Below are 23,799 nucleotides of genomic sequence, written 5' to 3'. Positions count from 1 at the left end.
ATGGCATCCTTTGATGTAGTAATTTAAAGAAATGAGGGCACTCTATTATGATGCGAATGATGAACAACAAGGCGAATGTGAAAATTTTCTCCATCGTCATTGCTGCTATTTTTATTATCGGTATTGGTGCATTGGCATATACTCAAATGGCTACGCCAACTGGTAGTAGTGGTAACAGCACAATTGGTGTTATCGATACATCTCGTATGATGTCTCAAGATAATCCAATTTATATCTCTGCAGCTCAAGAATATATGAGCTATCAAAGCCAATTACAACAAGAAACACAAGCAAAAATTGATGCAGCACAAGATGATGCGACTAAACAAAAATTAGCTGAAGAAGCACGTCAAAACTTGGCAAAAAAAGATCAAGAAATTGCTAAATCCGTTCAAGATAAGGCGATGGAAGCAGCAAAAGCTGTGGGTGATGCAAAAGGTCTTAGCGTTGTAATGACTAAAGACACTGTATTATATGGTGGTGTAGATATTACAGATCAAGTATTGAAAAAATTAGCTAATGATGCGAAAAAATAAGCTGTAGTTCTATGTAAGGGAGAACGACAATGAACGGGAATAAACGATATATCGGATTTGCCATATTTCTCGTTGTTGCATTATGTGCTGTGGTTTGGGCCTATGGATTTGTGACGAATCGTCAGCAGAGTCCTGATGGGGTATCAATAGGTGTTGTACGTATTGATGATGTATTAGAGTTTAATCCTTCTTATGAGGATTATAAACAAGCTAAAAATGAATTGGACCTTTTACAACGTCAGTATGAACTTGAACAACAAGCTCTAAATGCCAAGTCAGAGACACAAGAGGAACAGTTGAAATCTCTTGCATTAGATTCAACTTTGTCAGATGCTCTTACGGTGGAATTACAAACTCGTATTGCAACAAAAGAAAATGAATTGAATCAGCAATTAAATGCAAAGCGGAACGAACTTATGCAAAAATATTTGGCTGAGTTAAAAGTTAGCTCTAATGAATATGATTTAGAAATCGTTAATCTACAGTTAGATCTTTATGCTTATGATGCTCGTGTATACATTAATGATGCACAAAAAGAAGCAGCTATGGCAGAGAAGGCTAAGAAAGAGGAACGATTGAAGGAGTTATTAGCTAAGAGAAAACCATCTAATCTAGATGTGGACTCTATTAAGGCTAAAGTACAAGCAGAACTTGCTCCTATGCAACAAAAAGGGCAAGAAGAGCTTAACCAATATGCAGCATCTTTACAAAAGGAATTGGCTGCAAAACGGGATACTATGGTACAACAACAAGCACAATCTATTATTGCTAATAATAACTTACCTGTTGCTCAGGACTGGAATGATTCTTGGGCTAAAAAGCTTTCAGATAAAGAAGCTGAAGTGAGTGCACTTCATGAGGCCATTTTAGAAGATGTTCGTATGCGTGTAGCAATTATTGCAGAGGAACAACATTTAGATTTAGTCATCGTCGATGATGGTGGTAATATTAAGGGGCTTGATATTACTGATGCTGTAAAAGCGTCCTATCGAGTTCAATAAGGAGTTATATTATGAATAAACGTATTAAATCTTTAGTATTAGGTGCATCCTTAGTGGCTTCTATGGCTGTTTTAGGTGGTTGTGGCTCTAATAATATTGGTTATGTTGATAGCGTGAAAGTAGCAAACAGCACTGAAAAAGGTATTGAAATCACTAAAGAAATCAATGCTAAAAAAGCTGAACTAGATGCTAAAATTGCTGCTGCTGATGAAGCATCTAAACAAAATGTATTTAACCAAGCTAATCAAGAATTAAATGCCTTTGCAAATGCAAAAGCTCAAGAATATCGTCAATATCAAGAACAAAAAGTTGGTGAACTTGTAAAAGAGAAAAAACTTGATGTAGTTATTGAAAAAGGTGCTGTTGTAGGTGGCGGTTCTGATGTAACTGACGACTTGATCGCTAAAATGGGTAAAGCTTCTGATGACCAAATTAAGGAAGCTGAAAATGCAGCTAAAGCGCAAGAACAACAAGATGCGCAACAAAATGCTCAACAATCTGGTCAAGCTACAGCAGTTAATACTGAAGAAAGTGCACAATAATTAAGAATTATCACAGGGGGAGGAGTTTACCTTGGAAAAAACTTTACAGGAACTCGCAACATTAGTAGGCGGTCGTGTTGTAGGTGATGGCTCTATTGTTATTACTGAAACACGTAGCTTTGAACAAGCAGTAAAACAATCCATAACTTTTGCAGTAGGTGAATATGTTGAACATATTGCGTTATGCCAAGCGGGTGCTGTGATCGTTGAATCTGAAGTGAAAGATGCACCGATGGCACAAATCGTAGTCGATAATGCAAAAGCAGCATTTGCACAAGTATTAGAACTCTTCCATCCACCTGTTGTTGTTCCTAGAGAAGTGCATAGCACAGCTATTATTGGTAACAATGTAACAATTGGCAAAAATGTTGCTATTGGTGCCTATTGTGTTATTAATGATAATGCAGTCATTGGTGATGATGTAACAATTCGTCCATATGTTTATATTGGGCACAATGTGCGTATTGGTGAAGGTTCTGATATTTACGCTGGCGCTATTGTTCATGAAAATTGTATTTTAGGCAAACGCGTTGTATTACGTGCTAAAGCAGTAATTGGTGGCGAAGGCTTCGGTTTTGCTACAGAAAATGGTGTACATACACATATACCACAAGTTGGTAATGTTATTCTTGAAGATGATGTTGAAGTTGGTTCTTGTACAACTATCGACAATGCTACAATGGGCTCTACTTTAGTACGTCGTGGTACGAAGATTGACAATCTTGTTCATCTTGGTCACAATGTTGAGATTGGTGAAGATTGCTTCCTAATCGCTCAGGTTGGTATTGCCGGAAGTACTAAATGTGGTAATCATGTTATCTTTGCTGGACAAACTGGTTGTACTGGTCATATTACGATTGGTGATAATGTACAATTTGCTGGTAAAACTGGTATTACAGGTAATGTACCATCCAACTCTATTATGGCAGGCTATCCAATGAGACCTCATAAAGAATGGTTAAAATTGGCTGCTTATGAAAATCGTTTGCCAGATATGGTGAAAACTGTAAAACAATTACAAAAAGAAATTGACGCTTTGAAAGCACAGCTTAAGGAGAGCTAATAATCCATGTATAGGTTTATGAAAATCTTTAGTGCCTTTATTTGCTTATTACCTAAAGGTTTGCAATATGCTATTGGTACATTGCTTGGTGAAATTGCGTGGCTAGCGGTGCCGCCTAAACGCAAGCGCCTAGCAATCGGCCAAATTCTATTCTGTAATATTACAGATGATCCAAAAGAAGCTCGACGTATTGCGAAAGCTAGTACTACACGCTTTGGTCGCATGATTATTGATGTATTACGCTATCCAGAGATTAAGGATGGCGCATACAAAGATATGGTGGAGTTTATTAATCGAGAGTACTTAGATGATGCCTTGGAAAATGGTCGAGGTGCAATCTTAGCCGCTGTTCACAGTGGTAACTGGGAACTCCTTGGCGGTGTTCTTGCTTCGGAAGGGTATCCGTTGATTTCTGTGGCAATGAAACAGAATGGTGATGCGGACAAGTTTATCAATGAATATCGTCGTATCATGCACCAACATGTAACCTATAAAACTGGTGTACGAGAAATGATCAATGAACTTAAAAAAGGTGCTTTTTTAGGCCTTATTATGGATCAGGATCCTGGTGATGATGGTGTACTTGTTCCATTCTTTGGTTATGAAACTTTAACGGCAGCAGGTCCAGCTGTATTAGCTCGTATGCAAGACGTACCAATCATTTTTGTGACTATACATTATAGTCCGTTTTCTGAAAAATATGAGATTGAGGTACATCCACCAATTTATGTGGAACGTACAGACGATAAAAAGCGTGATATAGCGGTTACCACAACTCTTTTAAATGAGTTTATTGAAGATTATATTCGTCGATATCCTGAAGATTGGTTCTGGCTTCACAATCGTTGGAAGTGGACACGTCGTTTCTATGGCGAACAAATTGAAACACCTCCAGATGTATTTCACTAGTTAATAAATATAAAGAGATTTTACATGCCTACTTATGTAGTATTGATTTAAATACCGCATAAATTAAGCATCGTAAAGTCTCTTTTATTTTTATGGTGCATAATACAGTATTTATAATTAAATTTATATAAATTTAATTATGTGAAAAATGCTTTCAAAATCACTGAATATATGGTAAATTTCTTGTATCACCTATGCAAATAGGGTATAATACATATTGGTGTATAGTAAACGTGAATTCAGATTATGAAAGGACTTTCTTATGAGTAAGCCACAACAAACAATTAAACAGGCTGTTTCATATCAAGGGATTGGCCTTCATAGCGGTGAACCAGTAAATATGGTTTTTAAACCTGCACCTGAAAATACAGGAATTGTGTTTGTCCGCACGGACATTGAAGGTCATCCTTCTGTGCGAGCACACATTGATAATGTGACGAACACTATGCGCGCTACTACATTGGAAAATGGTGAAGCGAAGGTTTTCACTGTAGAACATGTGATGGCTGCGTTCAGTGCTATGAATATTGATAACTGTTATATCGAGATGGATTCTCCTGAACCTCCTGTAGGTGATGGCAGTAGTGCAGTTTTTATAGGTCTCATAGAAGAGGCAGGCATTCAAGAACAAACAGCGCCACGTCATGTATATAAAGTGACACGATCTCACGCTATATATGATGGTGATCGCTTTGTAGTTATTTTGCCATATGACGGCTATCGAATTACATTTACATCGATTAACAGCCATCCGTTACTTGGCACGCAACATTGTGATTTTGAAGTTTCGCCAGAATACTTTAAAGAACACATCAGTGCTGCTAGAACTATCGGATTTATGAAGGAATTAGAACAATTACAGGCTATGGGCCTAGCAAAAGGTGGTAACCTAGATAATGCATTAGTCTATGATGATGAGAGATGTTTGTCTGTACCTCGCTTTGACGATGAATTAGTTCGTCACAAGGCGTTAGATGTAATAGGCGACTTATTCTTATTGGGACCAATTGAAGGTCATGTAATTGCTTTGAAATCGAGTCATGAATTAAATTCAAGATTGGCTCGTAGTATAATGGAAGAAATAAGGGAGACACAGCCATGATTCTTAATCACGAAGACATTTTAGAAATTTTACCTCATCGTTATCCTATGCTTTTGGTAGATCGCATCGTTGAGTTAGAACCTATGAAACGTGCTGTGGGCATTAAAAACGCTACATTCAACGAATTGTTCTTCCAAGGACACTTCCCAGGCAATCCAGTAATGCCAGGTGTATTATTGACTGAGGCTATTGCTCAAGTTGGTGGTATTGCATTACTATATCCTGAAGAAAATCGCGGTCTTACACCTATGTTTACAGGTATTGATAAAGTACGTTTCCGTCACCCTGTAAAACCTGGTGATCAAGTGCGCATGGAAGTGGATATTGTTAAAATCAAAGGTAAAATGGGTAAGGTTGAAGGCCGTGCCTATGTTGGCGACAAATTGTGCGCTAGCGGTGAATACATGTTTGCCCTTGTATAATAATTGAGGAGTGATTGTAGTGATAGTTGTAGGCATGGAAAATGCAGAATCCAACATCCATAGTACAGCCATAGTCCATCCAAATGCTAAATTGGGCAAAGATGTAATCGTAGGTCCTGGCGCCGTAATCGGCGAACACGTCGAGATTGGCGATGGCACACAAATCGGTGCACATGTTGTAATTGGTGGTTGGACAACCATTGGTAAGCGTTGTGAGATTTATCCTAACGCATCTATTGGGTTGGAACCGCAAGATTTAAAATTTAAAGGCGAAAAAAGCTATTGTAATATTGGCGATGAAACGGTTATCCGTGAATTCGTAACTATTAGCCGCGCTACTGGAGAAGGTGAAGAAACACGTGTAGGTAATAATTGCTTGCTTCAAGCATGTACACATGTGGCTCATAACTGTATCGTTGGCAATAATGTAATTATGAGTAACTGTGCAGGACTTGCTGGTCACGCTATCGTTGAAGATCGCGTGGTTATTGGTGGCCTTGCAGGTATCCATCAATTTGTTAAAATTGGTCGTAATGCAATGGTTGGCGGTATGGCGAAGGTGGTTCAAGATATTCCACCATATGTCATTGCTGATGGTCAACCAGCACGTGTTATTGGCCTTAACTCTGTTGGATTGTCTCGTGCGGGCATTTCAGAAGAGGTACGCCGAGATTTAAAACAAGCATTCCGTATTATTTATCGTTCTGGCTTTAGTTTATCTAAGGCTATTGAAGAAATGGAAATGCAACTTGATTCTTCTGTAGAAATTGAAAATTTATTACGCTTCTTACGCAATGCCGATCGTGGTATTATGCGTACACGTCGCGACTAATTCAAAAGACCTCGTACTATGTACGAGGTCTTTTTATGTACTTTATAAATATCATGCTTTCAATGGGATATGAAATCTATAACATTAGGTCATAAATATAAAATATTTTGATAAAATATTTGAAGTTTTTTTACGTTCATAAGACGTAAAAAGAGGAATGAAAAAATTCTACTAAAATGTTGAAGAAATAGGCATAAAACATGGTGTTTTAATGGTAAAAAGTGCCTATTTATAGTACAATATATTGTATATGATTATGTCTTTTTTGAGGCATTAAGTATTGTAAATTTGTAATCACTCATTGATATATAGGCCGTAGGTCATCTAGGAGGTATAGTCTTGGCAAAGGTAGGATTGATTGCAGGCATTGGTGTTTTGCCTGTAGAATTCATGCGCGCTGCTCATGTATTAGGTCATGAGGTAGTGGTTATCGGTGTAGTTCCAGATGTAGACCCGGCTTTAAAGGCTGAGGCCGATGTTTTCTATGATATTGGTGTTGCCAAATTAGGTAAGATTTTTAAAACCTTGAAAAAAGAAGGCGTTGAAGAATTAACTATGTTAGGTAAAGTGACTAAGGAAATTCTCTTCAAAGGTCTTACATTCCCTGATTTAAAAACCTTAGGTGTTCTTAAACGCCTTAAAAATCGTAAAGATGACACTATCATGCTCGCCATCGTAGATGAAATCGAACGAGAAGGGTTTAAAGTGTTAGATCAAACTGTATACCTTAAACCATTTATGCCAAAGGTGGGGGTGCTTTCAAAAACACAGCCTACTGATGAACAATGGGCAGATATTTGCTTCGGTTTTGAACTAGCTAAGCAAATGGGTGGACTTGATATTGGTCAAACCGTAGTTGTAAAACACAAAGCGGCTATGGCTATTGAAGCTATTGAGGGCACTGATAAGTGCATTTTGCGCGGTGGTGAATTAGGCCGTGGCGATGCAGTTGTGGTTAAAACGGAAAAGCCAAATCAAGATGTTCGTTTTGATGTTCCTGCTGTAGGGATAAAAACATTAATGTCCATGATTGATAGTGGGTGTAAAGTCCTTGCTGTAGAGGCTGAAAAGACTATTTTTGTTCAACAACAAGATGTACTAGATTTGGCAAACTGTCATGGTATTGTTATCTGTGCTGTTGACCAAGAGTTTGTAGATTCCAGAAAGGATGCATAATGAAAGTCATGTTTTCTGCCGGTGAAGCATCCGGTGATACTCATGCAGCCAGTGTTGCTAATGCACTGAAAGAAATAGATCCTTCGGTTGACATGTTTGGTATGGGCGGTACCTTGATGGAACGCGCTGGTGTTCGCATCGTATATGATATTAAAAATTTAGGCGTTATTGGGATTGTAGAGATTGTAAAATCACTCCCGAAATTCTTTAAACTTCGCACCTACTTAAAACGTGTCATGATGAAGGAAAAACCAGATATTCTAGTTTGTGTAGATTACCCTGGTTTTAATATGAAACTTGCAGCTGTAGCTCATGAATTGGGAATTCCCGTTCTCTATTACATTGCTCCTACGATTTGGGCATGGCATAGTAGCCGTGGCAATACAATTCGTAAGTATGTCACTAAGGTGGCATCCATATTCCCCTTTGAAGCAGAAGCGTATCGCAAATATAAATGCGATGTAGACTTTGTAGGCCATCCACTATTGGATATCGTACATCCTACGATGAGCAAAGAAGCGGCTGAGGAATACTTTGGAGCTCGTAAAGATGCTAAAAAAGTATTGCTCATGCCAGGTAGCCGTAAGCAAGAGGTACTATCCTTGCTAGATACGATGTTAAAAAGTGGCGAGCAATTGATGGCGAACCATGAGGATATTCAATTCTTCTTGCCTCGCGCACATACCATCGATCGTAGTGAATTAGAAACTTTCATCGATGCTCACAAAGTGCCGGTGACAATTACAGAAGACCATACATATGATTTGATGCAGATTTGTGATGTATGTCTCGCCGCATCAGGTACAGCTACATTAGAAACAGCTATGATGGAGTTACCAACTATTTTATTGTATCGAGTATCTCCAATTACATATGGCATTGGTAAGATGGTCGTCAATGTGACGCATGTAGGTTTGCCAAACATTGTAGCTGGCAAAGAAGTAATTCCTGAGTTATTACAAGATGCAGTGACACCTGAGGCTATTGTATCTCTTGTGGAACCTCTTCTGACTGATGTGGAACGCAATGAAGCGATGCGTAGCGAATTGCGTGAAGTACATCATAAATTAGGTGAACCAGGTGCTGTAAAGCGCGTAGCAGAACTGGTATATAACCTCGGTAAGGAGAAATGTAATGAATAGTTATTCTAGGCTCTTATATTTTGTAAAGCCTTATTATAAGCGCATGATTTTTGCAGTGTTCTGCATGATCGTCGCAGCTGCGGCATACTTGGTAGTGCCTTGGCTTATTAAAAATGTAGTAGACCAAGTATTAGATGATAAGAATATGTTTATGTTGAACCTCATTGTAGGGGCTATCATTCTTATATTCTTAATACGTGGCTTTGCTACGTATGGTCAAACCTATAATATGTCCTACATTGGACAACGTGTCATCATCGATGTACGGGAGGCCATTTTTAATCATCTACAAAAATTAAGCTTATCTTATTTTGATCGCCGTAAGACTGGCGTTATCATGAGTAATCTTACCAATGACGTTGCTGCACTTCAGACTGCTGTAGTTGATAATTTGATTTCTTTTATTACGGAATCGGTAACATTGATAGGTTCTCTCGTGTCTATGCTTCTAATTGATTGGAAATTGACACTTGTTACCTTTATTACAGTTCCTGTAGTGCTAGTCATTATTAATGTATTCGGTAAAAAGCTTCGTGTAGCAGGTCATGATGTACAAGGCCGTGTGGCTGACATTACAGCACTTTTACAAGAGGTCATCAGCGCTATTCGAGTAGTAAAATCATTCGCTCGTGAAGATTTTGAACGGAAGCGTTTTGAAGATGAAAATGATCGCAACTTTAAAGCTGTTATTAAAGCTACTAAGTTGACTAGCTTGTTAAGTCCAATGGTTGAGTTTTCTGCGGCCATTGCAGTGGCAGTCATCCTTTGGTATGGTGGCTATTCTGTAGTAACAGGGACTATTACAGCAGGTTCTTTGATTGCGTTCTTAATTTATGCAATCAACTTGTCAAACCCAGTTAAACGCTTGAGCCAAGTGTACGGCAATATTCAAAAAGCATTGGCTGCAGCTGATCGTGTATTTGAAATCTTGGATACTAAAACTGACGTTGTGGAAAAATCTGATGCTATTACGTTGCCATCTATTAATGGCAATGTAGAATTTAAAGATGTTTCATTCTCTTATGATGGTGAAAAAACAGCGCTCGAAAACTTTACTTTGTCTGTTAAGGCGGGTGAAAGCGTAGCTCTTGTTGGTCCATCTGGGGCTGGTAAAACGACTCTAGCAAATTTGTTACCTCGCTTCTACGATGTAACGGGGGGCGCTATCACGATTGATGGTTATGATGTAAAAGATGTTACATTTAAATCGTTACGTGAACAAATCGGGCTTGTACCACAAGAAACTGTGTTGTTTAATGCCACAATTAAAGAGAATATCTTGTATGGTCGATTAGATGCTACTGATGAAGAAGTATATGAAGCTGCTAAGGCTGCTAATGTTCTTGAATTCGTAGAAAAGATGCCTGATGGTCTCGATACAGTAGTGGGCGAGCGAGGAAGCTCCTTATCTGGCGGCCAACGTCAACGTGTGGCTATCGCACGTGCTATTTTGAAAGACCCTCGTATTCTAATTCTAGATGAAGCGACATCTGCATTAGATACAGAGAGTGAAAAGCTTGTACAAGAGGCGTTAGATCGTCTTATGAAAGGGCGTACTGCATTTGTTATTGCCCATCGATTGAGCACAGTTCAAAATGCTCATCAAATTGTTGTACTCAATCAAGGCCACTTGGTAGAGCAGGGGACTCACCAAGAGCTATTAGCTGTTGATGGCGGATTGTACAATCATCTCTATTCCGTTCAATTCTCCAACAAAGGATAATCATGTACTGGATATATAATGTATTGCTCATATTTTATTGGATTGGCTTGATTCCGGTTATTCTATACCGCCTTGCCTTTGAAGATGGATTTTATGAGCGTATCAAACAGAGTGCAGGCTATATGCCAGCCTCGCTACTAAAGAAAATTGAAGGACGTCGTGCTATTTGGATTCATGCTGCTTCTGTAGGGGAAATTGTAGCAACTAGTCCATTAGTAAAGGAAGTAAAAAAGGAATTTCCTGAAGCGGTTGTTGTGGTGTCTGTTGTAACTGCAACAGGCCATGCAATGGCCCATCGTATCATTCCAGAGGCAGAAGGAATTATTTTCTTCCCTCTAGATTTACCGTATTTGACGCGTAAGATTTTGCATATTATTAAACCGATTGCTATCTTGCTTGTAGAAACAGAAATTTGGCCTAACTTCTTGCGTATCGCTCAATCAGAAAATATTCCTGTTATGATGGTTAATGGTCGTATTTCTGATCGTAGTATGAAACGCTATAAATATATTAGTGCGTTCACGAAAGAAATGTTGCGTTCCATTGAGCGTTTCTGTATGCAATCAAAATTCGATGCAGCTCATATTGAAGTATTAGGTGCACAAACATCTGATATTACCGTAACAGGTAATATGAAATATGACCAAACGTATGCTACTGTATCAGCTGAAGAAAAACAATCACTTCTTGAAGAGTTTGGCTTTGGTAATAATCATCCAATCATCATTGCTGGTAGTACACATAAGGGTGAGGAAGAAACAATCTTTGAGACCTTTAAACAAGTCTTACAAGAATATCCTCAAGCTCGCTTGTTAATTGCACCTCGTGAGATATATCGCGGTCATGATGTTCAAACGTTAGCGAAACATTATGAATTGAATGCTATTTGTCGTAGTGATATGACAGAGCCAGTTCATGAAGGGATACCAGTAGTTGTTTTAGATACTATTGGTGAACTAGGTCGTTTATATAGCTTAGGGGATATTATTTTTGTAGGCGGCTCTCTTGTGAAGACTGGAGGCCATAATATTCTCGAGCCGGCAGCACATGGTAAACCAATTCTTGTAGGGCCATATATGTTTAATTTCAAAGAGATTTTCGCATTATTGAACTCTCGTCATGCTTGTGAACAAGTTAAGAATGGCAAAGAGTTAACCGCTATGGTATTGCGCTTATGTAAAGACAAAGATTTGGCAACGGAAATGGGACAAAATTGTCTTGATATTATCCGTGAAAATCGCGGTGCAACACAACGTAATACACAAGAGTTACGTCAACTCTTTAAAAAACACCATATTGTTCCATAAGATCGATATGATTTATTATATTCATCTATGATTACATAATAGGAGGAGTCACCTATGAGCGGGGAAGCATTATTCAAATCCATTGTTAGTGGTGAAAATCAATCCATATTAGGTGATATGGCTCGTTCTAGCTTGGGCTTTCTAAGTAAAGGTTACGAAAAGGCTGTATCCATACGAAATGCTCGCTTTGATGCGGGCAAAGGTGTTACTAAAGTTACCGTGCCTGTTATCAGTGTTGGTAATATTACTGCCGGTGGTACTGGCAAAACGCCAATGGTGAGATTTATATGTGATGTACTCGCCCGAAAAGGACTTCATCCTACCGTGCTTAGCCGTGGCTATCGAGCTGAGGACAATAAGAAAAATATCATTATTTCCAAAGACGGTACGATGTTAGTAGAGCCATCTATCAGTGGTGATGAAGCATGGCTATTGGCTAAAGTATTGCAAAAATCTAATGTAATTATCGGCCGCGAACGGGCTATATCAGCAGAAATTGCTATTAATGAACTCGGTGCAGACTGTCTTGTTATGGATGATGGTTTTCAACATCGTGCATTAGCTCGAGATATTGATATCGTTCTTATTGATGCATCTAATCCATTTGGTTATGACCATGTATTGCCTCGCGGTTTATTGCGCGAGCCTCTTAGTGGGTTAGAGCGAGCTAATATTATTGTTCTCACAAAGGTTGATCAAGTGGCGCCTGGTGTTGTTTCCGGAATTCGTAAGCGTTTAGCGCATATGTTACCTAATACACCTGTATATGAAACAATCCACAAGCCTCAATGTATGTATACCTTAGAAGAGTGGGCTAATGGAGAACCTGGTTCTTCTATCGATGCATATCAAGAGCATCGTATTATGGCTGTTAGTGGTATTGGGAATCCTCAATCCTTTACACAAACGATGACAGACATTGGGTACAATGTTGTTCATACAATGCCTTTTGGTGATCATCATAATTTTGAAAATGATGATGTTGTAGATATTTGGAAAGAGGCATTTGCTCATCAAGCGGATGCTATTTGTATCACTGAAAAAGATGCGGTGAAGTTAAGTCAATTGCATGCAATTGAAGACTTAAAAATACCGATTCTAGTGCTATCTATTGGAATTGAATTTGTCGCTGAAAAGCAAGAATTCATAGAAAATTTAGAGATTTAGTGTATAATAATAAGATACACGAATGACAGAAATGGGGTTTTATTGTGAAGTTTGGATGCGTTATTCCTGCTCGTTATGGTTCTACAAGATTACCAGGGAAACCATTAGCGGATATTGCGGGCAAACCAATGATTGAACGGGTTTATGCAAGGGTATCACAAGCGACAAAAACAGAATGTACTATTGTTGCTACAGATGATGACCGTGTTTATTCTGCAGTTCAAAACTTTGGGGGAGCTGTTATGATGACAGATCCTAATCACCCTACTGGAACTGACCGATTAGCAGAGGTTGCTAGTCATTATACAGACTTAGATGTCATTATTAATGTTCAAGGTGATGAACCTATGATTGAGCCAAAGCTCATTGATAACTTGGCCCAACTTTTTGAAGAAGATCCAAACTTACAGATGGCAACTGTTGCGACTCCTTTATTAGAGGATGAATACGATGAGCCATCTGCAGTAAAGGTTATTTTAAATAATCGCAATGATGCGATGTATTTTTCTCGGTCCTTAATCCCGTATCCACGTCATGATTTTGTACGTGCTCCACTAAAACATATTGGTATCTATGCATATCGTAGAGATTTCTTGCTAAATTATGCAAAGATGGAACCAACACCAGCAGAGCAAACAGAATCATTAGAGCAATTGCGCGCTCTTGAAAATGGCTATACTATTCGTGTTATTCTTACAGATAAACGATTTATCGGTGTTGATACACCGGAAGACTTAGCTCGTGTAAATGCAATCTACGAGCAAAAGGAGAAATAAATGAAAACAGTTCAAATTAAAGATATTACAGTTGGTGGCGGCAAAGGTCTTTTTGTCCTTGCTGGGCCATGTGTTATTGAAGATTATGATCGCACATTGGCTATTGGTAAACGCGCAAAAGAAATTTGTGAACGCTTAGGTATTCCATATATCTTCAAAGCTTCTTTTGATAAGGCCAATCGCTCTAGCTACGGCTCTTTCCGCGGACCTGGCCTTGAAGAAGGTCTAAAAATCCTTGCTTCTATTAAAAAGGAACTCAATGTACCGGTGGTAAGTGATATTCACTCCATTGAACAAATTGAACCGGCTGCAGAAGTATTGGATGTTTTACAAATTCCAGCATTCTTATGTCGTCAAACTGACCTTGTATACGGCGCCGCTAAAACTGGTAAATGCGTAAATGTAAAAAAAGGTCAATTTATGGCACCTAAGGATATGGAAAATGTCCTAAATAAAATGAAAGAAACAGGCAATGAAAATCTTATGCTTACAGAACGTGGATTTAGCTTTGGCTATAATAATCTCGTTGTGGATATGAGATCTTTCCCTATTATGCGTTCCTTTGACTATCCTGTAGTCTTTGATGCTACACATAGTGTTCAATTACCAGGTGGTGCAGGTACAAAATCCAGTGGTAATCGCGAGTTCGTACCAAACTTGGCTCGCGCTGCTGTTGCCAGTGGTGTAGATGGTCTGTTCTTTGAAGTACATGATAATCCAGAGGAAGCATTATCCGATGGACCAAACATGTTATACTTAGATAATTTTGAAGCTTTGCTAAAAGATTTAGTAGCTATTGATAAAATCGTAAAAGGTTAGGGGCGGTTATTTGTGACTATTTTAGAACAAGCGGCACAGGTGCTTCATGAGGAAGCACGTGCTATTGAAGAATTAAGTTCTCGTTTGGATCACAATTTTGTAAATGCTGTAAATATGATTTTGGCTTGTAAGGGCCGTGTAGTATGTACAGGGATGGGTAAATCTGGCCATATTGGTCGTAAAATTGCGGCTACTTTGGCTAGTACTGGTACACCAGCACTTTTCATGCATCCTGGTGAAGGTGTGCATGGCGATCTAGGTATGATTACAGAAGATGATGTAGTATTAGCATTCTCCAATAGTGGTGAAACAGGCGAAATCATCAGTATCTTGCCATCCTTACGTCGCATTGGTGCTAAATTAATCTGCGTTGTAGGGAAACCAGAGTCTACACTAGCTAAGAATTCTGATATTGTATTACTAGCTGAAGTAGAACGTGAAGCTTGCCCATTAGGATTGGCGCCGACTACAAGTACTACAGTTGCATTGGCACTTGGTGATGCATTAGCAGTTTGCTTATTAGAACGCCATCACTTTACACCGGAAAACTTTGCCGTATTTCATCCGGGTGGTTCTCTTGGTCGCAAATTATTGTTGACCGTAGAAAACATTATGCATGGTGGTGAAGATAATCCAACGGTATTCAAAGGTGCAACCGTTCGAGATGCTCTCTTTGTGATGACAGAAAAAGGATTGGGAGCGACCAATGTTATTGATGAAGAAGGTCATTTGTTAGGCCTTGTTACTGATGGGGATGTTCGTCGTGGTCTAGATTCTGGCAGTAATTTCCTAGAATGGCCTGTAGAGGATATGATGACATCTATGCCTCGTACGATTACAAAGGATAAATTAGCGGCGGAAGCTCTTCATTTAATGGAGAAAAATCAACCGCGCCCTATTACTGTATTACCAGTTGTAGATACAGATAATAAATGTCTAGGCATTGTTCATATTACGGATTTATTGCGTAGAGGCATTGTATAATGAATATTCAATGGATTGTTCTTGATGTTGATGGCGTACTATCTGATGGAACTCTAATCTATACATCGAGTGGAGAAGAGCTTAAGTCTTTTTCTGTGAAAGATGGCCTAGGATTAACGGCAGCTCGAAAAGCAGGACTTAAGCTTGCAATCATTACAGCACGGATATCTCCTATGGTAGAGCGACGTGCTAAAGAGCTTCATTTTGATGCACTGCTTATGGGGCATGCCAATAAAACAGAAGCATTAAGAAATCTTTGTAAAGAGCATCAAATCAATTTAGAGGAAATTGCCTATATGGGGGATGACTTAAATGATTTAGGGGCTCTTCAAATTGTAGGACTACCGATGGCACCCAATAATGCGGTACCGGAGGTCAAACAATTAGCTAAATTTATATCTACCGTCAATGGAGGCCACGGTGCCGTTAGAGAGGCTGTAGAATATATCTTGAAGAAACAAGGACTATGGGAAACTGTTGTAGCAGATTATGCACGAGAGGCCCATGCTCATGGACAATAAGGAGGTGGGCAGAATGAATAACGAATGGCAATACCATTTAGTTAAAGGTATTAGCTGGCTTGTTTGCCGACTGCCATACAAGCTCATTTTGCTCATAGGCGCTAGTTTAGGGCCAGTATATGGTCTCATAGCGAAGAAGCAAAAACTTAGAGGTATTAAAAATATCAAAATTGGCATGAACATGAATGATCAAGAGGCAGAACAACTCATTGATAAGTTGTTCAAAAACCTTGGCCGTAGTGTTATGGAAGTATTGTACATGCCAAACCTTACAAAATCCTTTATCGATGAACATATTGAAATGCGTGGTGTCGAATATTTAGAAGAAGCCATCGCAGAAGATAAAGGTGTTATTGTTCTTACTGGACATGTAGGGAATTGGGAATGGATGGGCGCTGCTATGGCGGCTCATGGATACCCATCTACTACAATTGTTAAGAAACAACCAAATGCTCAATTTACACGTCTTATGAATGAGTATCGTGAGATGGTAGGACTTGATGTATTTGCAAGTGGTGGGAACGAAATCGTTTCTGCTGCTAAAGCATTAAAAAAGAAAAAATTACTTGGTTTTTTAGCTGACCAAGATGGTTATATTAATGGTTTACCTGTTCCGTTTTTGGGGCAGGACTCTTCAGCGGTCATAGGACCAGCTACATTTGCAAAAAAATTTGGCTCTCCAGTAGTTCCAATTTTTGCATCTCGTAAGCCTGAAGGTGGTCATATTGTACATATTTTACCAGCCTTACATTATGTTGATACAGGTGATGAAGATGTAGATATGTACCGTTTGACTGAAGAATGTGTACGCGTTACGGAAGAATTTATTAAGGAACATCCAGATGAGTGGCTATGGTTCCAACATCGTTGGATGACTAAGATGGATCAAATTATTGATTATGATAAGAAGGTAGCTGCACGGGAGAGGGCACATGAAAAACAATAAAAAATTAATTGCCATTGTGGCCGCTATAGTGTTGGCTCTGATTGGTCTTATCGTATATATTATGAAAGACTCTGGTGATGTTAGTACCACTCAAAATCAGAATGGACAACTTGTTAACTTCCAAGGAGCTGACTTACAAGAGGAAAAAGATGGCAAGCTAGTGTGGGCTTTATCAGCTGAAAAGATTGAATATGACCCACGTACAAAAGCTATTGTCCTGACTAATTTAAAAGGTCTTTTCTATCAAGATGATGTTACGACAACAATTACAGCACCTCATGCCGTATTGACAGGCGATCGTAATTCCCTCGATATTGATCAAGGCGTTACCGCCACTAATACTGATGGTGCTGAGTTTAAAACCGATGCACTTCATTTTGATAATAAAACAAAAACGTTGACATCTAAATCTGCTTTTACTTATAACAGTAAAGATATAACATTAACTGGTGATAAACTTGAAGGCAACATGTCCTTGAAGAAAATTAAAGCTATTGGTAATGCGAAGTTAACGAAGAAGTAATGCGAGGAAATATAATGAATAAGAAAAAACAGATTGGTATGGCTATCTTAGCTATGCTTATGACTGCATCTGTTACAGCTTGGGCCGCAAATGATCCTTTGACTATTAGCGCGGATACATTATCTTATGATGGCAATACAGGGCGTGCTGATGCAAATGGTAATGTGGTAATTACACAAGCTGATAAAACAATGACTGGTGCTAATGGTTGGTACAACACAAAAACTCAAGAAGCAAACCTTGATGGTGGCGTATCCATGATTGGTTCTGATATGGCTATGTCTGCTCAATCAGTGCATAGCTACAATAACAATAAGTTCATTGCTGATGGTGGTGTTCATTTACAACGTAGTGATCGTCAAATTTTCGGTGATAAAGTTGAATACAATACAGATACAGAATATGGCCTTGTATCTGGTAACGCTCGCTTGATTGCAGAAGGTACTACATTGACAGGTAATCAAGTAGAAGGTTGGCTAAAAGAAATTCGTGCAGTGGCACAAGGGGATGTAACATTCTCTAACCCAGAGCGAAACGTATCTGGCTCTGCAGATCGAGCTACATACACACAAACACCAAACCAAAATGATGGTGTTGTACTCTTATCTGGCTCTGCTCATGCCGTTCAAAACGGCAATGTGCTCAATGCACCAGAGCTTAGAATTCGTCTAGCTGATGATTCTGCTGAAACATTAGGTGGCCGTAGTACACTCATCATTGTTCCGAATAAATAAGGATAGTATATGTATATAGAAACCAAAAACTTAGTTAAAACCTTTAGCGGGAGAAACGTAGTGGATGGGGTAAGTCTACGCGTTGATAAAGGGCAAGTTGTAGGTCTATTAGGTCCTAATGGGGCCGGTAAAACTACGTCATTTTATATGATTGTAGGTATTGAAAGACCAAGCTCGGGCATCATTACCGTTGATGGCAAGGATATTACCAATATTCCTATGTATAAACGGGCTGCTGAAGGTATTGGATACCTACCACAAGAGGCATCAATCTTTAGATCTATGTCTGTAGAGGACAATATTCGTGCTATGTTACAGACTACGACGAAAACACCTGATGAGATTGAAGCAATTGTGGAGTCGTTAATTGAAGAATTCCATATCGGTCATGTACGCGATCGCATGGGGATGCAATTATCTGGTGGTGAACGTCGTCGTGTAGAAATTGCTCGTTGTCTTGCACTAGAACCTAACTTCATCCTTTTGGACGAACCCTTTGCTGGTGTCGATCCAATTGCAGTAGCGGACATTCAACAAATTATCTTACATGTAAAAAATCGAGGTATAGGTATTTTGATTACGGACCACAATGTACGTGAAACATTGGGGATTGTAGATAAAGCTTATATTTTGAGTAGTGGCAAAATCCTCCTAGAGGGTACCCCTGATGAAATCGCAAACGATCCAATCGCTCGCGAACATTACTTAGGGGATAACTTTAAATTATAGGAGGGACTATGAGATTATTAGATAAATATATTTTAAAAGCTTTCGTAGGCCCATTCCTATTTGGGGTATTTGCTTTTACCAGTATTTTTATTGGTACAGGTACATTATTTAGAATTGCACAATACATTACTGAATATGGGGCGCCATTGTTGCTTGTTATGAAAGCCTTTGTATTGGCTTTACCTAGTATCGTTATCTTAACATTCCCTATGTCAGTGCTTTTGGCTTCTCTTATGACTTTTAGCCGTTTGAGTAGCACTAGTGAAATCGTAGTTATGCGTGCCGGTGGCCTTAGCTTCTTGCGTTTGGCGATGCCTGTATATATCATTGCTCTTTTGATTTCTATTGGAGCGGTAGCATTTAATGAATTTGTGGTACCTCGTACAAATCATATGTATCAAACTATTGTACGAGAAGAAATCATGAAAAATGCAACGCCTCAAACACAAAATCACATTGTGTTGAAATCGATGAATGGTGAAGAGTTAGGTACATTAATGTATGCGAAGAGCTACAATGCTGAGACTAAACAGTTGTCTATGATTACGGTGCAACAGTTTGGAGAAGGCGGCAAATTGCAACAAGTTGAAAATGCTGACACTGCTATCTGGAATGGTCAGTATTGGGTAATGCAAAATGGTATTATCTATGATCTATCTGCTGGAGACGGTGTAGAGCGGACTATGAAGTTCAAGGAGCAATCCTTGCCAATTAAATCTGCACCAAAGGATATTCAACAAGATCAACGTAAACCAGAAGAATTAACAATCAAAGAATTACGTCATCAAATTAAAGCGTATAAGGCGGCGTATACGAATGCAAATAAACTAGAAATGGAAATGTACCAACGTTTTACAATTCCATTAGCTAGCTTTGTATTTGCTCTTGTAGGTGCTCCATTAGGCCTTCAAAAACAACGCTCTAGCTCATCTATTGGCTTTGGTATCAGTATTTTAATCATCTTTATCTACTATGGTGTGATGACATTTGCTGGTGCATTAGGTAAAGGTGGTGCATTGCCGACTGTATTTGCCGCATTAATTCCAGATACATTAGGTATCATTGCCGGTTTATATTTAAATTGGCGTGTATCCAAGTAACTTAGCGTATAAAGAAATAAATTTGACTTACGAAATATCGTATTTTTGAACAAAATAATTGTGTAATCTTAGGAAAGGAGGGACTCGATGTTAGTAGGTGTTAAAATATTAATTATTATCGCCCTTATGGGTGGACTTATTGCCTACATGGGGGATAAGTTAGGCACCAAAGTTGGTAAGCGTCGCATGTCCCTCTTTGGATTAAGGCCTAAGCATACATCGATTATTGTTACTATCGTAACAGGTTTATTAGTTGCAGCTGCTACAGTAGGGGTATTAACTATTACCTCTCAAAGTGTAAGAACAGCACTCTTTGGGATGGATCAGTTGCGAGCAGATATGAAGCAACTCAATGATGAGGTGGCTGCTAAGACGCAAGAGCTTATTCGTGGTCAAGCATTGCTTGAGCAAAATAAGCAAGAATTAGCAGAACGCATGGCTGAAATAGAGCAAATTCGCAGTGAGGTTGAAGCAACAAAAGCGGAATTAGCTAGTGCGCAAGCTGCTAAAGATGCGACTGCAGCTGAGTTAGCAACACTTCAAGCCTCATATGATGAAGTATCTAAAAAGTTAGCTGATTTAGAGGCTACAAGAGCCAAGATGGAAGCTCATATTAAGGATTTACAGACAACGCAGGAACAGTTGCAAAATGGCATTATTCATTTGCGTGAAGGTACAATTCTTTTCCAAGTTGATCAATTATTGGCGCAAGCTGTTGTTCGACCTGGTTTAAGTGAAGAAGATAGCAATGCAGCCATCAAAAATATTATTGATGATACAAATAAATTGGTATTACGTCGTCTTGGTATAGAAGATCAAGGTCAGGCTGTTGTATATGTAGATCGTCAGAATATTGAGGTAGCTACACAAAAGCTTAATAGTGCAAAGACTCCAATGGTGGTTCAAGTGGTTGCTGCTGGAAATATTATTGCTGGTGAACCAGCGGTAGCAGTTATCCAAGTTTACCCACAACAATTTATTTATAAAAATGGGGAAGTAATTCATTCTGCTCTAATGGATGGTGGACCTAACGCTCAATCTGCTATGCTTCAATTCTTAAAGCAAGTAAATGAAAAGGCAAGAGAGAAAGGTATTATTCCAGACTCCTTATCTGGTGATATCGGAACGATACCAGGGGATGATTTGTTTACGGCTATTCGTCGTATTGCTACAATACATGGCAAGGTTCATGTGGAAGCGTATGTTGATGGTGATACATATTCATCTGGTCCTGTACATCTTAAGTTACGTATTACTCAAATGCCTGTTTTTAATGATAAGGCTAAAATGCCAGCTTATTAAATTGAATAGTAATTTGGTTTATATACTTTAAACGAAGGTCTTATGTAAATTTTTACATAAGACCTTCGTTTTGTGTTAAAATATAAATGCTGTATTAGAAATGAGGATAGTAATATGACTGATACTACGTACATTTTGGCTGTAGATCCAGGCAATGAAAAAACAGGTGTAGCAATTGTGACACCTTCTGGTACTATGGTATGTCGTAAAATTATTATGACAAAACAGTTCAATGGTGAAATTGAACGTATATTAACTGAATATTATGGTATTGTTCATATGGTATGTGGAAATGGTACAAATCATAAATATTTATATCCATCTCTCCAACAAATTGGACGAAATCACAGAATTACTACTAGTTTAATTGATGAATCGCATAGTACTGAGGAAGCTCGAAAATTATATTGGCAATATAATTCACCTACAGGGTGGCGTAAGATTATCCCTACATCTATGCAATTTCCACCAGAGCCTGTAGATGATTTGACTGCTTTTGTTATTGGTTTACGTTATACAAAACAGTTAAACCAAACTGCTAATGATATACAAAGTGATATGATGGACTCTAGTGAGTTGGAAGAAAAGAGACTACATGCTATGGAGCAGTTGTACGGTAAAGGAGAAGTGCATGAAAAATGAAGCTTCAACGCATAAGTGGTCAAATTTTATTATGCGTTGCTTAATGATGATCTTAGGGGCTCTAATTTATACTATAGGCTTAGATTTATTTTTAGTACCGAATAGTATCATCGATGGTGGTGTAGTTGGTATTTCCTTGATGGCTGCAGAGCTTTCCGGAATTTCTTTTAGTATTTTCGTCGTACTCTTTAACTTGCCTTTCTTATATATTGGCTATAGAGCTAATGGCAAAAACTTTACTTTCTCTACACTATTTTCTATCGTATGGATGGCAATTTTCTCTACCTTTGCTCATGATTTTACACCTATCACAACAGATCCATTCTTAGGTTCTATCTTTGGTGGTATCATTTTAGGTATTGGGGTAGGCCTCATAATACGTAATGGTGGTTCTTTAGATGGCTCTGAAATTGTGGCAATCATCTTTGATAGACGTTCCACTTTCTCCGTTGGTGAAATCGTAATGGCCATGAATCTCATTATTCTTGGTGCCGCAGGTTTTGTATATAGTTGGAATAGTGCTATGTATTCCTTAATCGCTTATTTCATTGCTTATAAGATGATCGATATTACAATTACAGGCCTTGATGAATCTAAAGGGGTAATGATTATTACAGATGCAGAGAACTCTAAGAATCTTGCAGATGCATTAAATGCGAACCTTAATCGTGGTGTTACAATTATGTATGGTGAAGGGGGCTATTTAAAGCAACCTAAGCATGTTTTATATTCTGTAGTAACAAGACTTGAAATTATGAGGTTAAAAAATACTGTTTATGAAGTAGATCCATCGGCATTTATTACGATTCAAGATGTACATGATGTATTTGGTGGTAGATTTACAAAGAACGGTCATTAAGGGGTTAATATGAGTAATAAAATAGTAAAAGAAATATTAGATTGGATTTATGCCATTGTATTGGCATTAATTATTGCCATGGTAATTCATATTTTCTTGATTCAACCAACACGTGTATCTGGTGAATCAATGGAGGATACATTACACAATGGCCAATATTTAATTGTAACGAAATGGCATCATATTATGAATGAAATGCCAAATTATGGTCAAATTGTAATCATTGATAGTCGTGTTAATCGCGCACGTACTTGGGTAGATGATGTAGAAGAACCATTGATGAACTATGCATCAGTTTTTAATAAAGCTGCTCAAACTAATGATGTATGGGTTAAGCGCGTTATCGGTCGTCCTGGTGATGTATTAGAGTTTAAAGATGGTCATGTATGGCGTAATGGTGAACAATTACAAGAACCATATACTAAAGATACAATAATGAATTATACACGTTCTACACCGGTTACTGTTCCAGAAGGTCATGTATTTGTGATGGGGGATAACCGAAATCATTCTAGTGATAGTCGTTTCATTGGCCCTGTTCCAGTTGATCACGTCCTAGGTTTTGTATCCTATGCAATTTAATGCTTCTAAAAGCCTCTCTATAGTAGTAATTACTATAGAGAGGCTTTTTGTATTTAAATAATGGGGTATTTATAGCTTAATATTATTAATTACATATTTTAAGAGATAATATATGATGAATGGCATTGATAAGGTTATTACTAATAGAAATTAGAGAGACAAAATAAAGGTATTAATAATAGAAAAGAGGAATATAATTATATTTTAGGCCTATATATTAGTATTAAATATTAAATAATATGATATTCATTATTTTTAATAATTAAAAGTTGTAGGTTTATTATCTAAAATACATGAATTTTAGATAAATAAAATGAAATTGCGCAAAATTTAATTTTGAAAAATGCAGTAAAAATCTAT

Annotated in this window: 26 protein-coding genes; all 26 read left to right on the top strand. The window is 38.2% G+C overall.

The genetic code is table 11. From position 1 onward, the window contains the following. Positions 1 to 47 precede the first annotated feature (47 nt). The 26 genes from LKD20_RS04130 to lepB all read left to right on the top strand — a co-directional run bounded on the left by LKD20_RS04130 (position 48) and on the right by lepB (position 23,439). A complete protein-coding gene (locus LKD20_RS04130; protein ID WP_060924949.1) occupies positions 48 to 536 on the top strand; it encodes an OmpH/Skp family outer membrane protein in 489 nt (162 codons plus the stop codon). 29 nt (positions 537 to 565) lie between these two features. Further along, complete coding sequence (locus tag LKD20_RS04125) at positions 566 to 1,537, top strand: coiled-coil domain-containing protein (protein WP_227720986.1); 972 nt, start codon at positions 566 to 568, stop codon at positions 1,535 to 1,537. A gap of 11 nt (positions 1,538 to 1,548) precedes the next feature. Then, entirely contained in the window at positions 1,549 to 2,079 is a 531-nt protein-coding gene (locus tag LKD20_RS04120; RefSeq protein ID WP_227720985.1) for an OmpH/Skp family outer membrane protein, read from the top strand. 31 nt (positions 2,080 to 2,110) lie between these two features. Continuing rightward, a complete protein-coding gene (gene lpxD, locus LKD20_RS04115; protein WP_227720984.1) occupies positions 2,111 to 3,142 on the top strand; it encodes a UDP-3-O-(3-hydroxymyristoyl)glucosamine N-acyltransferase in 1,032 nt (343 codons plus the stop codon). A 6-nt stretch (positions 3,143 to 3,148) separates the two neighbouring features. Beyond that, complete coding sequence (locus LKD20_RS04110; protein ID WP_039969450.1) at positions 3,149 to 4,051, top strand: lysophospholipid acyltransferase family protein; 903 nt, start codon at positions 3,149 to 3,151, stop codon at positions 4,049 to 4,051. Between the two features lie 262 nt (positions 4,052 to 4,313). Next, complete coding sequence (gene lpxC / locus LKD20_RS04105) at positions 4,314 to 5,153, top strand: UDP-3-O-acyl-N-acetylglucosamine deacetylase (RefSeq protein ID WP_227720983.1); 840 nt, start codon at positions 4,314 to 4,316, stop codon at positions 5,151 to 5,153. Beyond that, on the top strand, positions 5,150 to 5,575 hold the full coding sequence (gene fabZ / locus LKD20_RS04100) for a 3-hydroxyacyl-ACP dehydratase FabZ (protein WP_004695477.1): 426 nt from the start codon (positions 5,150 to 5,152) through the stop codon (positions 5,573 to 5,575). The genes lpxC and fabZ overlap by 4 nt, the downstream gene beginning before the upstream one ends. Positions 5,576 to 5,594: 19 nt before the next feature. Then, a complete protein-coding gene (lpxA, locus tag LKD20_RS04095; RefSeq protein WP_174683260.1) occupies positions 5,595 to 6,407 on the top strand; it encodes an acyl-ACP--UDP-N-acetylglucosamine O-acyltransferase in 813 nt (270 codons plus the stop codon). A gap of 339 nt (positions 6,408 to 6,746) precedes the next feature. Beyond that, positions 6,747 to 7,583 (top strand): LpxI family protein, encoded by an 837-nt coding sequence (locus LKD20_RS04090; RefSeq protein ID WP_227720982.1) that lies wholly within the window; start codon positions 6,747 to 6,749, stop codon positions 7,581 to 7,583. Then, the gene (gene lpxB / locus LKD20_RS04085; RefSeq protein WP_024064762.1) at positions 7,583 to 8,725 is read left to right on the top strand and encodes a lipid-A-disaccharide synthase; all 1,143 of its coding nucleotides are present in this window, start codon (positions 7,583 to 7,585) and stop codon (positions 8,723 to 8,725) included. The genes LKD20_RS04090 and lpxB overlap by 1 nt, the downstream gene beginning before the upstream one ends. Then, positions 8,718 to 10,448 (top strand): ABC transporter ATP-binding protein, encoded by a 1,731-nt coding sequence (locus tag LKD20_RS04080; protein ID WP_227720981.1) that lies wholly within the window; start codon positions 8,718 to 8,720, stop codon positions 10,446 to 10,448. Before lpxB ends, LKD20_RS04080 begins: the two co-directional genes overlap by 8 nt. A 2-nt stretch (positions 10,449 to 10,450) precedes the next feature. Then, positions 10,451 to 11,755 carry a 3-deoxy-D-manno-octulosonic acid transferase gene (locus tag LKD20_RS04075; protein ID WP_227720980.1) on the top strand — a complete coding sequence of 435 codons (1,305 nt, stop codon included), beginning with the start codon at positions 10,451 to 10,453 and terminating at the stop codon, positions 11,753 to 11,755. A 54-nt stretch (positions 11,756 to 11,809) separates the two neighbouring features. After that, positions 11,810 to 12,922 carry a tetraacyldisaccharide 4'-kinase gene (lpxK, locus tag LKD20_RS04070; protein ID WP_227720979.1) on the top strand — a complete coding sequence of 371 codons (1,113 nt, stop codon included), beginning with the start codon at positions 11,810 to 11,812 and terminating at the stop codon, positions 12,920 to 12,922. Positions 12,923 to 12,966: 44 nt separating this feature from the next. Further along, the gene (gene kdsB / locus LKD20_RS04065; RefSeq protein ID WP_227720978.1) at positions 12,967 to 13,698 is read left to right on the top strand and encodes a 3-deoxy-manno-octulosonate cytidylyltransferase; all 732 of its coding nucleotides are present in this window, start codon (positions 12,967 to 12,969) and stop codon (positions 13,696 to 13,698) included. Then, on the top strand, positions 13,699 to 14,517 hold the full coding sequence (gene kdsA / locus LKD20_RS04060; protein WP_005387291.1) for a 3-deoxy-8-phosphooctulonate synthase: 819 nt from the start codon (positions 13,699 to 13,701) through the stop codon (positions 14,515 to 14,517). A gap of 12 nt (positions 14,518 to 14,529) precedes the next feature. Then, positions 14,530 to 15,501 carry a KpsF/GutQ family sugar-phosphate isomerase gene (locus tag LKD20_RS04055; protein ID WP_060924938.1) on the top strand — a complete coding sequence of 324 codons (972 nt, stop codon included), beginning with the start codon at positions 14,530 to 14,532 and terminating at the stop codon, positions 15,499 to 15,501. Next, a complete protein-coding gene (locus LKD20_RS04050; RefSeq protein ID WP_227720977.1) occupies positions 15,501 to 16,022 on the top strand; it encodes a KdsC family phosphatase in 522 nt (173 codons plus the stop codon). The genes LKD20_RS04055 and LKD20_RS04050 overlap by 1 nt, the downstream gene beginning before the upstream one ends. A gap of 13 nt (positions 16,023 to 16,035) precedes the next feature. Next, positions 16,036 to 16,968: a lysophospholipid acyltransferase family protein gene (locus LKD20_RS04045; RefSeq protein WP_255621240.1), complete on the top strand. Its 933-nt coding sequence runs from the start codon at positions 16,036 to 16,038 to the stop codon at positions 16,966 to 16,968. Then, positions 16,955 to 17,491 (top strand): LPS export ABC transporter periplasmic protein LptC, encoded by a 537-nt coding sequence (lptC, locus tag LKD20_RS04040; RefSeq protein ID WP_005387299.1) that lies wholly within the window; start codon positions 16,955 to 16,957, stop codon positions 17,489 to 17,491. The genes LKD20_RS04045 and lptC overlap by 14 nt, the downstream gene beginning before the upstream one ends. Before the next feature lie 14 nt (positions 17,492 to 17,505). Further along, positions 17,506 to 18,225 carry an LptA/OstA family protein gene (locus LKD20_RS04035; protein ID WP_227720975.1) on the top strand — a complete coding sequence of 240 codons (720 nt, stop codon included), beginning with the start codon at positions 17,506 to 17,508 and terminating at the stop codon, positions 18,223 to 18,225. A 9-nt stretch (positions 18,226 to 18,234) separates the two neighbouring features. Then, positions 18,235 to 18,954, top strand: coding sequence for an LPS export ABC transporter ATP-binding protein (lptB, locus tag LKD20_RS04030; RefSeq protein ID WP_227720974.1), 720 nt, complete (start codon positions 18,235 to 18,237; stop codon positions 18,952 to 18,954). 8 nt (positions 18,955 to 18,962) lie between these two features. Continuing rightward, positions 18,963 to 20,054: an LptF/LptG family permease gene (locus tag LKD20_RS04025; protein ID WP_024066128.1), complete on the top strand. Its 1,092-nt coding sequence runs from the start codon at positions 18,963 to 18,965 to the stop codon at positions 20,052 to 20,054. An 87-nt stretch (positions 20,055 to 20,141) separates the two neighbouring features. Beyond that, positions 20,142 to 21,356 (top strand): DUF3084 domain-containing protein, encoded by a 1,215-nt coding sequence (locus tag LKD20_RS04020; protein ID WP_227720973.1) that lies wholly within the window; start codon positions 20,142 to 20,144, stop codon positions 21,354 to 21,356. 114 nt (positions 21,357 to 21,470) lie between these two features. After that, positions 21,471 to 21,998 (top strand): RuvC family protein, encoded by a 528-nt coding sequence (locus LKD20_RS04015; RefSeq protein WP_227720972.1) that lies wholly within the window; start codon positions 21,471 to 21,473, stop codon positions 21,996 to 21,998. Further along, positions 21,988 to 22,857 carry a YitT family protein gene (locus LKD20_RS04010; RefSeq protein ID WP_105090307.1) on the top strand — a complete coding sequence of 290 codons (870 nt, stop codon included), beginning with the start codon at positions 21,988 to 21,990 and terminating at the stop codon, positions 22,855 to 22,857. Before LKD20_RS04015 ends, LKD20_RS04010 begins: the two co-directional genes overlap by 11 nt. A 9-nt stretch (positions 22,858 to 22,866) precedes the next feature. Beyond that, positions 22,867 to 23,439: a signal peptidase I gene (gene lepB, locus LKD20_RS04005; protein ID WP_008715769.1), complete on the top strand. Its 573-nt coding sequence runs from the start codon at positions 22,867 to 22,869 to the stop codon at positions 23,437 to 23,439. Positions 23,440 to 23,799: the final 360 nt, after the last annotated feature.

Origin of the sequence: Veillonella fallax (assembly GCF_020687175.1) — a bacterium.
Classification (GTDB): Bacteria; Bacillota; Negativicutes; order Veillonellales; family Veillonellaceae; genus Veillonella; species Veillonella fallax.
The sequence above is the reverse complement of the archived record's forward strand: the minus strand, read 5'-3'. Positions and strand labels throughout refer to the sequence as shown.

Coding starts and splice junctions, on each gene's coding strand:
- lptB (WP_227720974.1), top strand. CDS start 18,235: ATGTATATAGAAACCAAAAACTTAGTTAAAACCTTTAGCGGGAGAAAC.
- LKD20_RS04010 (WP_105090307.1), top strand. CDS start 21,988: ATGAAAAATGAAGCTTCAACGCATAAGTGGTCAAATTTTATTATGCGT.
- lptC (WP_005387299.1), top strand. CDS start 16,955: ATGAAAAACAATAAAAAATTAATTGCCATTGTGGCCGCTATAGTGTTG.
- LKD20_RS04050 (WP_227720977.1), top strand. CDS start 15,501: ATGAATATTCAATGGATTGTTCTTGATGTTGATGGCGTACTATCTGAT.
- LKD20_RS04075 (WP_227720980.1), top strand. CDS start 10,451: ATGTACTGGATATATAATGTATTGCTCATATTTTATTGGATTGGCTTG.
- lpxB (WP_024064762.1), top strand. CDS start 7,583: ATGAAAGTCATGTTTTCTGCCGGTGAAGCATCCGGTGATACTCATGCA.
- LKD20_RS04045 (WP_255621240.1), top strand. CDS start 16,036: ATGAATAACGAATGGCAATACCATTTAGTTAAAGGTATTAGCTGGCTT.
- LKD20_RS04020 (WP_227720973.1), top strand. CDS start 20,142: ATGTTAGTAGGTGTTAAAATATTAATTATTATCGCCCTTATGGGTGGA.
- LKD20_RS04110 (WP_039969450.1), top strand. CDS start 3,149: ATGTATAGGTTTATGAAAATCTTTAGTGCCTTTATTTGCTTATTACCT.
- lpxK (WP_227720979.1), top strand. CDS start 11,810: ATGAGCGGGGAAGCATTATTCAAATCCATTGTTAGTGGTGAAAATCAA.
- LKD20_RS04035 (WP_227720975.1), top strand. CDS start 17,506: ATGAATAAGAAAAAACAGATTGGTATGGCTATCTTAGCTATGCTTATG.
- lepB (WP_008715769.1), top strand. CDS start 22,867: ATGAGTAATAAAATAGTAAAAGAAATATTAGATTGGATTTATGCCATT.
- lpxC (WP_227720983.1), top strand. CDS start 4,314: ATGAGTAAGCCACAACAAACAATTAAACAGGCTGTTTCATATCAAGGG.
- kdsA (WP_005387291.1), top strand. CDS start 13,699: ATGAAAACAGTTCAAATTAAAGATATTACAGTTGGTGGCGGCAAAGGT.
- LKD20_RS04015 (WP_227720972.1), top strand. CDS start 21,471: ATGACTGATACTACGTACATTTTGGCTGTAGATCCAGGCAATGAAAAA.
- LKD20_RS04120 (WP_227720985.1), top strand. CDS start 1,549: ATGAATAAACGTATTAAATCTTTAGTATTAGGTGCATCCTTAGTGGCT.
- LKD20_RS04130 (WP_060924949.1), top strand. CDS start 48: ATGATGCGAATGATGAACAACAAGGCGAATGTGAAAATTTTCTCCATC.
- LKD20_RS04080 (WP_227720981.1), top strand. CDS start 8,718: ATGAATAGTTATTCTAGGCTCTTATATTTTGTAAAGCCTTATTATAAG.
- fabZ (WP_004695477.1), top strand. CDS start 5,150: ATGATTCTTAATCACGAAGACATTTTAGAAATTTTACCTCATCGTTAT.
- LKD20_RS04025 (WP_024066128.1), top strand. CDS start 18,963: ATGAGATTATTAGATAAATATATTTTAAAAGCTTTCGTAGGCCCATTC.
- LKD20_RS04125 (WP_227720986.1), top strand. CDS start 566: ATGAACGGGAATAAACGATATATCGGATTTGCCATATTTCTCGTTGTT.